The sequence below is a fragment of the Mycobacterium sp. E3198 genome (assembly GCF_001667015.1).
In the GTDB taxonomy this organism is placed as follows: domain Bacteria; phylum Actinomycetota; class Actinomycetes; order Mycobacteriales; family Mycobacteriaceae; genus Mycobacterium.
This window is the reverse complement of sequence record NZ_LZIS01000097.1, coordinates 1-14,118: the sequence shown is the minus strand read 5'-3', so window position 1 is coordinate 14,118 and position 14,118 is coordinate 1. Positions and strand designations below refer to the sequence as shown.

At 68.2% G+C, this 14,118-nt stretch carries 11 protein-coding genes, 1 tRNA gene and 3 pseudogenes; 2 read left to right on the top strand and 13 right to left on the bottom strand.

Translation table 11 applies throughout. The features are described 5' to 3' along the window. The 11 genes and pseudogenes from A5673_RS11360 to A5673_RS11315 all read right to left on the bottom strand — a co-directional run. Positions 1-758 (bottom strand): annotated as a pseudogene (locus A5673_RS11360) (ABC transporter ATP-binding protein); the annotation flags it as partial. Next, positions 745-2,334, bottom strand: coding sequence for a thiol reductant ABC exporter subunit CydD (gene cydD, locus A5673_RS11355; RefSeq protein ID WP_068231498.1), 1,590 nt, complete (start codon positions 2,332-2,334; stop codon positions 745-747). The gene cydD and the pseudogene A5673_RS11360, both read right to left, overlap by 14 nt. Before the next feature lie 71 nt (positions 2,335-2,405). Then, positions 2,406-3,446 (bottom strand): cytochrome d ubiquinol oxidase subunit II, encoded by a 1,041-nt coding sequence (gene cydB, locus A5673_RS11350; protein WP_068231495.1) that lies wholly within the window; start codon positions 3,444-3,446, stop codon positions 2,406-2,408. Positions 3,447-3,457: 11 nt separating this feature from the next. Then, the gene (locus A5673_RS11345) at positions 3,458-4,924 is read right to left on the bottom strand and encodes a cytochrome ubiquinol oxidase subunit I (RefSeq protein ID WP_068231492.1); all 1,467 of its coding nucleotides are present in this window, start codon (positions 4,922-4,924) and stop codon (positions 3,458-3,460) included. A gap of 50 nt (positions 4,925-4,974) precedes the next feature. Next, the gene (locus tag A5673_RS11340) at positions 4,975-5,589 is read right to left on the bottom strand and encodes an HdeD family acid-resistance protein (RefSeq protein WP_156748088.1); all 615 of its coding nucleotides are present in this window, start codon (positions 5,587-5,589) and stop codon (positions 4,975-4,977) included. 30 nt (positions 5,590-5,619) lie between these two features. After that, positions 5,620-6,948, bottom strand: a complete 1,329-nt coding sequence (locus tag A5673_RS11335) for an adenylate/guanylate cyclase domain-containing protein (protein WP_068231507.1) — start codon at positions 6,946-6,948, stop codon at positions 5,620-5,622. 84 nt (positions 6,949-7,032) lie between these two features. After that, on the bottom strand, positions 7,033-7,530 hold the full coding sequence (locus A5673_RS11330; RefSeq protein WP_068231487.1) for a DUF488 family protein: 498 nt from the start codon (positions 7,528-7,530) through the stop codon (positions 7,033-7,035). A gap of 402 nt (positions 7,531-7,932) precedes the next feature. Next, complete coding sequence (locus A5673_RS11325; protein ID WP_068231484.1) at positions 7,933-8,613, bottom strand: hypothetical protein; 681 nt, start codon at positions 8,611-8,613, stop codon at positions 7,933-7,935. A 108-nt stretch (positions 8,614-8,721) separates the two neighbouring features. Next, a pseudogene (locus tag A5673_RS30595) lies at positions 8,722-8,814 on the bottom strand (DUF2510 domain-containing protein); the annotation flags it as partial. A gap of 75 nt (positions 8,815-8,889) precedes the next feature. Further along, positions 8,890-9,444 (bottom strand): hypothetical protein, encoded by a 555-nt coding sequence (locus A5673_RS11320; protein WP_068231481.1) that lies wholly within the window; start codon positions 9,442-9,444, stop codon positions 8,890-8,892. 233 nt (positions 9,445-9,677) lie between these two features. Further along, positions 9,678-9,754, bottom strand: a tRNA-Leu gene (locus A5673_RS11315). 94 nt (positions 9,755-9,848) lie between these two features. Here A5673_RS11315 and A5673_RS11310 point away from each other — a divergent pair. Then, positions 9,849-10,478 (top strand): ANTAR domain-containing response regulator, encoded by a 630-nt coding sequence (locus A5673_RS11310; protein ID WP_068231504.1) that lies wholly within the window; start codon positions 9,849-9,851, stop codon positions 10,476-10,478. A 159-nt stretch (positions 10,479-10,637) separates the two neighbouring features. Here the strand turns inward: A5673_RS11310 and A5673_RS11305 are convergent, their stop codons facing one another. After that, the gene (locus tag A5673_RS11305) at positions 10,638-11,846 is read right to left on the bottom strand and encodes a lipid-transfer protein (protein ID WP_197518350.1); all 1,209 of its coding nucleotides are present in this window, start codon (positions 11,844-11,846) and stop codon (positions 10,638-10,640) included. After that, complete coding sequence (locus A5673_RS11300; protein ID WP_068231478.1) at positions 11,837-12,280, bottom strand: Zn-ribbon domain-containing OB-fold protein; 444 nt, start codon at positions 12,278-12,280, stop codon at positions 11,837-11,839. The genes A5673_RS11305 and A5673_RS11300 overlap by 10 nt, the downstream gene beginning before the upstream one ends. A gap of 77 nt (positions 12,281-12,357) precedes the next feature. On the opposite strand from A5673_RS11300, the pseudogene A5673_RS11295 reads away from it, so the two are divergent. Beyond that, positions 12,358-13,962 (top strand): annotated as a pseudogene (locus tag A5673_RS11295) (5'-3' exonuclease H3TH domain-containing protein); the annotation flags it as partial. Positions 13,963-14,118 lie beyond the last annotated feature (156 nt).

Here is a 14,118-nt window from a genome sequence, read left to right as displayed (position 1 = left end):
GCCGCGGTGGGCATCGCCTCGGCGATGGCCGCCGGTCGCGCCGCGGCGTCAAGGGCCTCGGCCCAATCGCGTTGGCGGCGCCGCGCATCGGTGATGACGCCGGGCAGGGCGCCGGCGACGCGCAGCTCCGGGGCATGCTCGAGGGCGATCATCGCCGACGTGTCGCGATCGGAATGGTGTTGGCGGGCAAGCTCTTCCTGCGCCGCGGCGGCCCGGCCGGCCAAGCGCGGCGCGACGAAGCCGGCGACGAGCAGGCACATCGCCAGCACCGCGGCGGCCGGCGGCGAGATGACCGCGACCACCGCGGTGGCCGCCAACCCGAGCACGGCCGCGACGGCGATCGGTACCACGGCGCGCACCACGACGTTGGCGAGCTCGTCGACGTCGGCGCCCACCCGGGCCACCAGCTCGCCGCTGTGCAGCCGGACGGCGGACGCCGCGGAACCGCGGGCGAGCCGGCGATAGATCTGCGCCCGCGCGGCGCCGGCCGCGCGCAGCGCGGTGTCGTGGGTGGCCAGCCGCTCGCAGTAGTGCAGCACGCCCCGCGAGATCGCGAACGTGCGCACCGCGACGACCGCGATCGACAGGTCCAGCACGGGCGGCATCTGCCAGGCCCGCGTGATCAGCCAGGCTGAAAACCCGGCCAGGGCAAGCGCGCTGCCCAGCGACAGCACCCCCAGCGCGACGGCCGCGAGGATGCGTGGCAGGCGCGGACGCAGCAGTCCCGCCACCGCCAGGAGCGGATCAGACCCCGGCATGGTCCACCCCGGCGTCGGCGGCGACCTCGACTACCCGGTCACCGATCGCGACGACGGGCTCGCGATGTCCGACGACGACGACCGTCGCGCCGGCGCGCGCCCGCTCGACGAGGGCCCGCAGCGCCCGCTCCTCGGTGCACGCGTCCAGGTGCGCGGTGGGTTCGTCGAGGAGCAGCACCGGGGCCGGCGACCCGAGCGCCCGCGCGAGGCCCAGCCGCTGCCGCTGCCCGAGCGACAGCCCGACGCCGCCGCGCCCCAGCCGGGTGTCCATCCCGTCGGGCAGCTCGGCCAGCACCGCGTCGAAACCGGCTGCGGCACATGCCCCTTCGAGGTCGGCCAGCGGTCCCAGCAAGAACAGGTTGTCCCGCACGGTGCCGGGGACCAGCACCGGGCGCTGCGGCAGCCAGGACAGCTGTCGCCACCACGCCGCGGGATCCAGGTCGGTGACGTCGGCTCCGGCCACGGTGACCCGGCCCGAGGACGGCACGGTGATGCCGGCGATGGCCTGCAGGGTGGTGCTCTTGCCCGCGCCGTTGGGCCCGGTCAGCACCGTGACCCGGCCGGGCTCGATGACGGCGGTCAGATCGCGCGGCGCGCGGCCGTCCCGGCCCGCCACGCTGAGATTTTCCACCCGGATCTCGCCGCGGCGCGCGTCCACCGTCCTGGTGCGCACTGTGGGATCGGCCGGCTCGCCGATGAGGGCGAACGCCTTGTCGGCGGCGGTCCTACCATCCTGGGCGGCATGGAATTCCACGCCGATCCGGCGCAGCGGCCAATAGACGTCCGGCGCCAGCAGCAGCACGGTCAGCCCGGTGGTCAGGGTCATCTCGCCGAACACCAGGCGCAGGCCGATACCGACCGCGATCAGTGCGACGCCCAGGGTGGCCAGCAATTCGAGCACCAGCGCCGACAGGAAAGCGATCCGCAGCGTTGCCATCGCCGAGCGCCGATGGGCGGCGGCCAGTTCGGCGATCCGCCGTTCCGGGCCCCGGCCGCGGCCCAGCGCCCGCAGCGTTGGGATGCCGGCGATCAGGTCCAGCAACCGGGCCTGCAGGGTCGTCATGGCGTCCAGCGCCGCCGCCGAGCGGTCGGCGGTCGCAATCCCGATCAGCACCATGAAAATCGGTATCAGGGGCAGCGTGATCGCCACGATCACCGTGGATTTCAGGTCGTAGGCGGCGATCACGGCGACGGTCGCCGGGGTCAGGATCGCGGCGAGCAGCAGGGTGGGCAGGTATCCCGCGAAGTACGGGCGCAACCCGTCGAGCCCGCGGGTGACTACCACCGCGGCGGCGTCGCGCTGAGTGGCGAGCTCGCGCGGCTGCCGCGCGGTCACCGCCGCGAGAACCTGCCCGTCCAGGTCGGCGATGACGGCGCTGGAGCCCCGCTGACCCAGGCGTGCCTGCAGCCACTGCGTCACCGTGCGAACGGCCCACAGCGCCAACAGGATCGACAGCGGCGCCAGCCAGGGGCGCAGGCCGCGCCCGGCGGGATCGCCGACGATGCGCGCGACCGTGCTCGCCAGCACGACCGCCGAACCGATCGCGCAGCCCGAAATCACCACCCCGCAGGCCACGCTGGCGAGCAGATAGCGCCGCAGCGCGGTCGATGCCCGCCACAGCCGCGGGTCCAGTGGTGCCCGGCTGCTCAGGACGGACGCCTCGCCAGGCCGATGGGCGGCGGTATCCGGTCGGACGAGATCCGTTGCCGGAACACCCAATACGTCCACGCCTGGTAGACGACCGTCAGCGGCGCCATGACCGCGGTCACCCAGGTCATGATCTTCAGGGTGTACGGGGTCGACGAGGCGTTGTAGATCGTCACGTTCCACTGGCTGTTCAGGGTCGAGGGCACCAGGTTCGGATACAGCGAGCCGAACAGCAGGATGACGACCGCGGCGACCACCAACGCCGTGCACGTGAAAGCCCACCCGTCCGACGCGCGCCGCCACACCAACAGCACGGCCGTCAGCTGCGCGACGACCGCGACGCCCAGCACCAGCCACGTCCAGCCCTTGCCGTGCGCCAGCTGCGTCCAAAGCCCAAATGCCGCAACCAGTCCGGTCACCGGAAGCGACAGCCACGCCGCGAACCGGTGCGCGTCGTCGCGGATGGTGCCCGAGGTCTTCAGGGCGACGAACACTGCGCCGTAGAGCAGGAACAGGCCTGCGGTCGCCAGGCCGCCCAGCAGCGTGTAGACGTTGAGCACGTCGGTGATCGACAGGTGGATGCGCCCGGCGGCGTCCACCGGCAGCCCGCGGACCAGGATGGCGAACGCCACGCCCCACAGCACCGCGGGCAGCCACGACCCGGCGGCGATCGCGAAATCGGCCCAGCCGCGCCATTTTGTGTCGTCGACCTTGCCGCGCCATTCGATGGCCACGGCGCGCACGATCATGCCGAACAGGATCGCCAGCAGCGGCAGATACAGCGTGGAGAACACGGTGGCGTACCAGCCGGGGAACGCGGCGAACATCGCCGCGCCGCCGGTGATCAGCCAGACCTCGTTGCCGTCCCACACCGGGCCGATGGTGTTGAGCACCGTGCGCCGCTGCAGTTCCGGCTCACCGATGCCGACGCGCGCGAACGGCTCCATCAGCATGCCGACGCCGAAGTCGAAACCCTCCAAAATGAAGAATCCGAGGAACAGCAATCCGATGATGCCGAACCACAACTGTTGCAATGCCACCGGTCAGCTCCTTAATACGCGAACGAAAGGGGGGCCACCTCGTCGTCGCTGGGTGCGCGAGGCGGCGCCGGTTCCGCGTCGTGTTCCTGCGGCCCTTCGACGATGTAGCGCTTGAGCAGCCAGAACCAGATGACCGCCAGGACCGCGTAGACGAGGGTGAAGGTCACCAGGGAGGTGACGACCATGCCGGACGTGAGGTGGGAGACGGCCTCGTGAACGGTGAACCGAACCTGCTGATCACCGGTCGGGTTCGGGGCGACGATCCATGGCTGGCGGCCCATTTCGGTGAACACCCACCCGGAGATGTTGGCCAGGAACGGGGTGGGGATGGTCAGCAGCGCGAACCAGGACAACCAGCGCTGGTTGGGTGCCCGGCCGCCGCGGGTGAACCACAACGTCGCCAGCGCGAACAACACCGGAACGGCGAGGAAGCCGATCATCGCGCGGAACGACCAGTAGGTCACGAACAGGTTGGGCCGGTAGTCGTTGGGCCCGAATCGGTGCTCGAAGTCCCGCTGGATGTCGCGTACCCCCTGCAGCGTCACGTCGCTGGTCTTGCCCTCGGCTAGGAACGGCAGCACGTAGGGCACCTGGATGACGCCTTTGACACCGTCACAGTTGTTGTGGCGGCCGACGGTCAGGATGGAAAAGTCGGGATCGGTCTGGGTGTCGCACAGCGTTTCCGCCGACGCCATCTTCATCGGCTGCTGCACGAACATCAGCTTGCCCTGGCGGTCGCCGGTGAAGAACAGGCCGACGGCGGCGAGCAACACGACCCAACAGCCCAGGATGGCCGCGGGACGAAACACGGTGCGGGCGTCCGCTTCTCCGAGGGTTGACGTGGACTTGCCGGAGCGGATCAGCCACCAGGCGCTGACGGCGGCCACAAACGTCCCGGCGGTCAGCAGCGCGCCGGTCACGGTGTGCGAAAACGCAGCCAGCGCAGTGTTATTACGGAGCAGGGCGCCGATGCTGTCCAACTCGGCGCGGTGTGTCGCCGGATTGTAGTGCGCACCAACCGGGTGCTGCATGAACGAGTTCGCCACGATGATGAAGAACGCGGACACGTTGACGCCGATCGCGACGATCCAAATGCACGCCAGGTGCACCAGCCGCGGCAGCCGGCTCCAGCCGAAGATCCACAGCCCGATGAAGGTGGACTCGAAGAAGAAGGCGAACAGGCCCTCCATCGCCAATGGCGCGCCGAAGATGTCGCCGACGAACCGGGAGTACTCGCTCCAGTTCATCCCAAACTGAAATTCCTGAACGATTCCGGTCGCCACGCCGATGGCGAAGTTGATCAGGAACAGCTTGCCGAAGAACTTGGTGAGCCGATACCACGCCGCGTTGCCGGTGGCCACCCACACCGTCTGCATGATGGCGAGCAGGGGAGCCAGCCCGATGGTGAGCGGCACGAAGATGAAGTGGTAGACGGTCGTGATACCGAACTGCCACCGCGAAATGTCGACGACATCCATTGTCATCTCTCCTGAGGCTGGGCCAGCTACGACACAGTGTAGTAGTTAGGTCAGACCGGCGCTATGCCGTGTCCGCCGAGTTCTTTGGACGCCTTGCGGATGCCGATCGACGACACGATCTCGAAGACGCCGATCACCACGAACCACACGCCGACCACCAGCGCCAGGGTGACGATCGACGTGAACGGCGACGCCAGGACCACGATTCCGGCGAGCAGACTGATCACGCCGACGAAGATCGACCAGCCGCGTCCGGGCAGCGCCGGATCGCTGATGGCCGAAACCGTCGTACCGACCCCGCGGAAGATGAAGCCGATGCCGATCCAGATGGCCAGCAGCAAGACGGCGTAGCCCTGGCCGAAATGGCGAAACGCCAAGACCGCCAGGATGAGTGACGCCGCCCCGCTGATGAACAGCAGGATGCGGCTGCCCGCCGAGACGTGCAGGCTGAACGCGAACACCACCTGCGCGACGCCGGTGATCAACAGGTAGACGCCGAACGCGATGGCGGCAGCGAGAATGGTGATTCCCGGCCACGCGAGGATCACGGCGCCGACGATCAGCGACAGGATTCCCGATACCAACGTCGATTTCCATAAGTGCGGCAACAAGCTTGGAACCGGGGCGGTCCCAGGAGTGGTTTGCATGGCCGCAGTCTGACACAGCCGGCGCCGCGGGGGATAGGGACTTTCGGCTCAGACGCGGGCGGTGCGCGGTTCCTCGGAACGCAGGTCGGCGGACCGTTCGGTTGCCTTGCGGCCGATCAGATACCAGGTGCGCATGGGGCCCTTGCCCTTGACCTCGATGCGGCCCCGCTCCTGCAGCACGAAGTCGTCTTTGAGGCGCTGATACATCGCCTCGGGCACCTGGATCCGGCCCACCGAGTCGGTGGCTTCCATCCGGGAGGCCACATTGACCGCGTCGCCCCACACGTCATAGAAGAACCGGCGCGAGCCGACCACGCCCGCGACCACCGGGCCGCACGCCATGCCCACCCGAAGCGGCACCGGCTCGCCGTGTGGATCCTTCAGTCCCGCAGCGACGTTGGTCATGTCGAGCGCGAAATCCGCGAGCGCCTGCGCGTGGTCCGGTCGCGGGCGCGGGACGCCGCTGACCACCATGTACGAGTCGCCGCTCACCTTGATCTTCTCCAGCCCGTGTTTGTCCACGAGCGCGTCGAAAGCGCCGTAGAGACGGTCGAGGAAACGCACCAGGTCGGCCGGCGGGGTGGCGCTGGCGCGTTCGGTGAACCCGACGATGTCGGCGAACAAGACCGTGGCGTCGTCGTACTTGTCGGCGATGACGCCGCGGCCCGGTTCCTTGAGCCGCTCGGCGATGCTGGCGGGCAACATGTTTTCGAGCAGCGTCTCCGAGCGGTCGTACTGGGCCTCCATCACGGCCTCTGCCCGCGCGGTGTCCCGTAGGGCGAACCACACGGTCACGACGACCATCACGACGCTGGAGATGGCGGTGACGACAAAGCCCGTCGACGTGGCCCAGGCGGGCTGCAGCCCGGTGTTTTCCGGCACCAGGAACTCGACCGCGATGATCAACCCGGCCGCGACGGCCGCCAGCGCGGACGCCAGCAGGATGTGTTCGATGCCCAGCAGCAGCACGACGATGCAGGCGCCGACCAGGAAGAAGAACTGAGACCCCGAACCGGTGCCCACGTCCAGGCAGCTGGCGAACACGGAGACGTAGGCCGCGCCGATAAAGGTAAGCGGCGCAACCAATTCCCCGAACCGCTGCAGCCACGGGACCATCGCGAAAACCATGGCGCCGATGACATTGATCGAGCTGACCTGCCACGTCCAGGAACCGGTGGCGACCTGCACGACCACAAAACTCACGCTCACCATCACGGCCAGCCACGCGGTGATCATGAGGATCCGGCCCCGGCGTGCGGCGCTGGCGGCGTAGTGCTGATTGCGGTCGCGCGTCTGCTCCCGCACCGCGGCCACGCAGTCCGGGCGATTCGACGAGCCGTCTTTCCGGGGTGGGGCCCCGCATTTCTTGGCCACCACGTTCAAAGCCTAACCGTTGACCTTGCTGTTTGTCCTAGCCAAAGGGGCCCGCGCCGCCCGGCTATGCCGCGCTTGCGATCGCAACTAACCAAGCTCGCGGGTCAGCCACTCCGATGGGTGGTGCGGCGCCAGCGAGCCGTTGGGCATGATGTGCTGCACCGGGTGGCCGTCGCGGGTGGCCAGGTCGGCGATCATCCGCCGGTGACAACGCCACCAGGTGGGTTCGCCGCACATCACGGCGACGTCGCCGGCCTCGGCATCGCTCAGCAGGCGCCGGTATGCCGCCTGAAAGCCTGGTGTGCGGGTGTGCGCCGCGTAATTGGCGAACGCCGCGTTTTCCCACCACTGGTCCTGGGGCACCGGGTCGGCCGGCGGCTTGCGCCGCCCGCCGAGGTCCGGCTCATGGCGGTACGCGATCCCGGCGGCCTTCAGCCACTCGGGCATGGCTTCCTTGGACACGTCGGGGTTGCGCCGCGAGCCCGGGAAACTGCGCACGTCGACCAGCAGCGTGATGTCGTGCCGGCGCAGCGCGGCGGTGAGCTCGTCGGCGGTCTTCGCGCCGTGTCCGATGGTGTACAGCATTGCCTAGGTATGCCCGTGGTGGGACTCGAACCCACAGGGGACAGGTTTCTAGTCCGATTCCATTCTCTGTTGAGCCATTCTTTATAACCTGGGGCGAATCAAGGATGGTGATTACGTCGCCAATACGGTCACAGAACGGGCAAAACGAACATATCGCGCGATCCAGAAACGACGCCGGCCCAGGAGATTGCGGATCACCCTGGTACACCGGCGGAGCCGCGCTGGCCGGGTTCGGATTCGACGGCGATCAAAAGGACGGGAAGGCGTGCGGCCCTGCAACTGAGCATCGGCGCGAAGGGCTCAAATTATCGCAATGACACGACGCATGACTACTGTGGCGGCTGACGCCGAAGTGCTACCGGCATCGCGCGTGCGCGACACCGAGCGTGGCGCCCGAAGCCCCTATCGGTAGGGATTTAATGGCCCGGGTTTTGGCTTCCCCGTCGGCGGGTGATCCCGGAAGGCGTCGAGGCAGCCTCTCATGTAGTCGTCTTGATTCGCCGGATGATCCGCATCCTGGATGGACGCGAGGTTGGACTCGTTGTTGATGGCCCTGCTACAGGCGTTGTGTTCCATCTCGGCGACGGTGGCGCCGGTGTTGTACATGTCGTCACCGTAGCCTTTGCGTGCCAGGCCGGAAGTGCCACTGTCGTAGCCCTCTTGGTAGTACGGGGACTGGGATTGCTGCGAGCCTGGAGATCCGGAGGCCGGAGCGGAGGACCCTTTCTCAAAGAAGCGGGGGTAGATCGAATGCTGCCAAAACGGAATCCCAATTCTGTTGATCGCCACTCCCGCTAAGACGACGAGCACAAGCGCGGAAACGAGCCAGACTTTGCGTTGGCTAGACAAACCCTTCGAACCGGCCGGCTGCGCGGTCTCGGATGTTTGGGGGATGTCAAGGGCCGGGTTGGTGACGCCGATCGCACCAGCGGCCTTGGGTGTCGCGCTTCCCCGCCTTTCTTTGGCCATGAGCACCAAGCCGACGACGAGCACCACCAAGCCCACGGTCCACAGGATCGGGATCGTGAGCACAAACCCCACCCCGAGAAGCCCGATTCCGAAAACGGTGATCAGCGGCGGCACTTGTAGGCCCGCGCGAACGTTTGACGGCGGCGGTGATGAGGTGCCGGCGGTGGATGTCGCGGGCACTTCGCTGTGGGGTGTGGCTGCCGTGTCCGGGGCGGGTCGGTGCCACGCCTCGCCGTCCCAATACATCTCGCCGGGCTTCCCGGTGGGGTCCGGGTACCAGCCGGCGGGTGGCTGCGGTGGCGGTGAAGTAGTAATTTCCCCTTCCCCTTTCTGCTGAAATCTGACGTGGGGCTTAACAGTATCGCCATTACTCCTTATCGGAGGCCGTCATTACGGTGCGCCTTGGCGGCTCGCTTCGTAATTCAGGAGGGCGGCGAACTGCAGCGCGCGCGCTTGATTCAAATCAGCGTCAAACGCCTTGCGGTAAACGAACCTCGTTTCTGGCCCTTCGATGGTGATATAGACAGTTTGGCCCGTCGTGACCGTGGCGGTGAGACCTCGCAGTGGAATGCGCTGGGCGTTCTCCTCGTAGCCTCTGATCAGTTCGGTTCGAGTGATACGAAGATCGTGAAAGGAGAAGATGACACCCTCCGCGCGGTCCTGCTTTTTCGGGTTTATTCCGACGGCTTTCCTGTCGGGCGCGTGGGACCGGAAGGCTCGCAGATTGGGGGGAGGGGGGACTTGCAGAGCCGCTAGAACGCCGTAGCCCAACGTGCGGCCGACGAGCTCACCGCCGCCGACCCTTGCGGCTCGACGAACGATCGCCATCTCTTCCTTATCGAGTTCGCCGCCATTCCTTGCGATCCTGCCGGCGATCATGCCGCCTGTTATGAAGATCATCGGTACGCCGAATACCACGATCAAGGTCCACCAGGCGCTGCTCATGTGGTGATCCTTTCTCGCGAATGCGCCTCATCATGCTCCGAGGCCGGTCGTCGTGGCCGGCAATGCGCAAGGTAGGGCAGGATTCTTGAAAGATTCTTGACGCCGCCGCAGGCGTAGATCGACGTGGCGGATGGCTGCCGCCGAGCCGCCCCCATCGTCATTGCGTCAGCGGGGGACCGGCCGGCCGCTGCGCGCGTGCCGTCCCGCGGAAATGCTCCTGAAATGGTGTTTCTTGGTGCCCTCGGTGGGATTCGAACCCACACTGGACGGGTTTTGAGTCCGTTTCCTCTGCCAGTTGGGATACGAGGGCTGGGCAGCCTCCCACCATAGAGGATCGCCGCGCCGACCGATTCTCACCGCCCCCGAGTTCGCTGGTCGCGGGCGTGCACGACAGAATGTCCGTCATGACAGGCCCCACGACCGACACCGACGCCGCCGCGCCGCGCCGGGTCCTGATCGCGGAAGACGAAGCGCTCATCCGGCTGGACCTGGCAGAGATGCTCCGAGAGGAGGGGTACGAGATCGTCGGCGAGGCCGGCGACGGCCAGGAAGCCGTCGAACTGGCCGAGCGCCACAAGCCGGACCTGGTGATCATGGACGTGAAGATGCCGCGACGCGACGGCATCGACGCGGCCTCGGAGATCGCCAGCAAGCGCATCGCGCCGATCGTGGTGCTGACCGCGTTCAGCCAGCGCGACCTGGTCGAGCGCGCCCGCGACGCCGGCGCCATGGCCTACCTGGTGAAGCCGTTCACCATCAGCGACCTGATCCCGGCCATCGAGCTGGCGGTCAGCCGGTTCAGCGAGATCACCGAGCTGGAACGCGAAGTGGCGACGCTGTCCGACCGGCTGGAGACCCGCAAGGTCGTCGAGCGCGCCAAGGGCCTGCTGCAGACCAAGCAGGGCATGACCGAGCCCGAGGCGTTCAAGTGGATTCAGCGCGCGGCGATGGACCGGCGGACCACCATGAAGCGGGTGGCCGAGGTCGTCCTGGAAACCCTTGGCGACGCGCCCAAGGACGCCGCGTCCGACTAGCGCCGAAACTGCGCTCAGATCGCAAATCTGGGCGAAATCGCGCGCTGGTTGCAGTTTCGACGGGCTGTGCGGTGATGGCTTTTGAGTGTGCAGCCGGGCACACGACATGAGCCGGCCCGCCGTGACTTCACAGTCAGCGGCCGCGAGAGACCCAGAATGCTAGCGGGCCACGATCACCGACGAGCCGTGCCCGAACAGGCCCTGGTTCGCGGTGACGCCGACGGTGGCGTTCTCCACCTGTCGGCCGGTGGCCTGGCCGCGCAGCTGCCAGGTCAGCTCGCAGACCTGCGCGATGGCCTGGGCGGGGATGGCCTCGCCGAAGCAGGCCAGCCCGCCCGACGGGTTGACCGGGACCCGGCCGCCGATGGCGGTGGCGCCGCTGCGCAGCAGCCCCTCGGCCTCGCCCTTGGCGCACAGCCCCAAATGCTCGTACCAGTCGAGCTCCAGCGCGGTGGACAGGTCGTAGACCTCGGCCAGGCTCAGATCCTGCGGCCCGATGCCCGCCTCGGCGTAGGCCGCGTCGAGGATCTGATCCTTGAACACCCGCTCCGGCGCGGGCACCGCCGCGGTGGAATCCGTTGCGATGTCCGGCAATTCGGGCAGGTGCTGCGGGTAGCGCGGGGTCACGGTGCTGACCGCGCGCACCGACGGCACGCCCGCCACCGAGCCGAGGTGCTTCTCGGCGAACGACTTGCTCGCCACGATCAGCGCCGCCGCCCCGTCGGACGTGGCGCAGATGTCCAGCAGCCGCAGCGGGTCGGAGACCACCGGGCTCGCCAGCACGTCCTCGATCGAGTTCTCCTTGCGGTAGCGGGCGTTCGGGTTGTTCAGCCCGTGCTTGGAGTTCTTGACCTTCACCTGGGCGAAGTCCTCGAGCGTGGCGCCGTAGAGGTCCATCCGCCGCCGCGCCAGCAGCGCGAAGTACACCGTGTTGGTGGCGCCGATGAGGTGGAAGCGCTGCCAGTCGGGGTCGTTTTTACGCTCGCCGCCGACGGGCGCGAAGAAGCCCTTCGGCGTGGTGTCGGCGCCGATCACCAGCGCGACGTCGCAGAACCCGGCCAGGATCTGGGCGCGGGCGCTCTGCAGCGCCTGCGAGCCGCTGGCGCACGCGGCGTAGCTCGAGCTGACCGGGATGCCGTTCCAGCCCAGCTTCTGCGCGAACGTCGCGCCCGCGACGAACCCCGGGTAGCCGTTGCGGATGGTGTCCGCCCCGGCGACCAGCTGGATCTGGCTCCACTCCAGGCCGGCCTCGGCTAGCGCGGCTCGCGCGGCGACGACCCCGTACTCGGTGAAGTCCCGGCCCCACTTGCCCCAGGGATGCATGCCGGCGCCGAGGATGTAAACGGGTTCGGGCGCGCTCATGAGCAGATCCTCCATGCGTGCACGATTCGCTCCACGCCGTCGTCGTCGGTGAACAGCGGCATGGTGGTCAGCTCCATCTCCATGCCGACCTTCAGGTCGGCCGCGAGCGTGCCCTCGACCACCTTGCCCAGCACGATCAGCCCCTCGTCGGCCAGCTGCACCGCGGCGACGGCGAACGGCTCGAAGGGGTCCCGGGACGGGTACGGCGGCGGTGGCGCGTAACGGTTTTCGGTGTAGCTCCACAGCGTCCCGCGCGTCGAGAGCGCGACGGACTCCAGCGCGTCGTTGGCGCAGGCCGGGTTGGGGCAGTTGTTCTCCCGGGGCGGGAAGACGTAGGTGCCGCAGTTGGGGCACTTGCTGCCGATCAGATGGGCGCTGCCGGCGTCATCGGTGGCGAACCATCCGTCGATCGCGGGTTGTTGGCTGGTGACCTCTGGCACTTCGCCAGACTACCCAGCCCGGGCGCAGAACTGAAACGTGTTGCAGTTTCGCGGCAGCGCCGAGGCCGTCGGACCGGATGCCTAGAGTGAATGCCGTGCCCGCCGCCACCCCTCAAAAGACAGAGGAACAGACCAAACCGACACTCATGCTGTTGGACGGCAATTCGCTGGCGTTCCGGGCGTTCTACGCGCTGCCCGCCGAGAACTTCAAGACCCGCGGCGGCCTGACCACCAATGCGGTCTACGGGTTCACCGCCATGCTGATCAACCTGCTGCGCGACGAGGCCCCGACGCACATCGCGGCGGCGTTCGACGTGTCGCGGCAGACCTTCCGCTCCGAGCGCTACCCGGAATACAAGGCCAACCGGTCGTCGACGCCCGACGAGTTCCACGGCCAGATCGACATCACCAAGGAGGTGCTCAACGCGCTGGGCATCACGGTGCTGTCCGAGCAGGGTTTCGAGGCCGACGACCTGATCGCCACGCTGGCCACGCAGGCCGAAAACGAGGGCTACCGCGTGCTGGTGGTCAGTGGCGACCGCGACTCGCTGCAGTTGGTCAGCGACGACGTGACCGTGCTGTACCCCCGCAAGGGCGTCAGCGAGCTGACCCGGTTCACCCCCGAGGCGGTCGTCGAAAAGTACGGGCTGACCCCAAGGCAGTACCCCGACTTCGCCGCGCTGCGCGGCGATCCCAGCGACAACCTGCCCGGCATCCCCGGGGTCGGGGAGAAGACCGCGTCGAAGTGGATCGCCGAATACGGCTCGCTGCAGGCGCTGGTCGACAACGTCGACTCGGTGCGCGGCAAGGTCGGCGACGCGCTGCGGGCCAACCTGGCCGGCGTCATCCGCAACCGCGAGCTCACCGATCTGGTCAAGGACGTGCCGCTGGCCCAAACGCCGGACACGCTGCGGCTGCAGCCCTGGGACCGCGACCAGATCCACCGGCTCTTCGACGACCTGGAGTTCCGGGTGCTGCGCGACCGGCTGTTCGAGACGCTGGTCGCCGTCGAGCCGGAGGTCGACGAGGGCTTCGACGTGCGCGGCGGCGCGCTGGAGCCCGGCACGGTCGGGCGGTGGCTGGCCGAGCACGCGGGCGACGGGCGCCGGGCCGGGCTGGCCGTGGCCGGCACCCACCTGCCGCACGGCGGCGACGCCACCGGGCTGGGCATCGCGGCCGCCGACGGCGACGGCGGCTACATCGACACCGCGGCGCTGACCCCCGACGACGACGCCGCGCTCGCGGCCTGGCTGGCCGATCCGGCCAAGCCCAAGGCGCTGCACGAGGCCAAGCTCGCCATCCACGACCTGGCGGGCCGCGGCTGGACGCTGAACGGTGTCAGCTCCGACACCGCGCTGGCGGCCTACCTGGTGCGGCCCGGGCAGCGCAGCTTCACCCTCGACGACCTTTCGCTGCGCTACCTGCGCCGCGAGCTGCGCGCGGAAAGCCCTGAGCAGCAACAGCTTTCGCTGCTCGACGACATCGAGGGCACCGACGAGCAGGCCGTGCAGACCCTGATCCTGCGGGCCCGCGCCGTGGTGGACCTGGCCGACGCGCTGGACGCCGAGCTCGATCGCATCGACTCCACCGCGCTGCTGGGCGAGATGGAGCTGCCGGTCCAGCAGGTGCTGGCCGACATGGAAAGCGCCGGCATCGCCGTCGACCTGCAGCTGCTGGGCGAGCCCAGGTTGATCTGCTTGCCGATCACGGCGTAGGCCGCCTCGGCGGCGTCGCGGATCTGGTCGCCGAACTGGCTTTGCAGCTCGCCCAGCAGCTGCAGGTCGACGGCGATGCCGGCGCTTTCCATGTCGGCCAGCACCTGCTGGACCGGCAGCTCC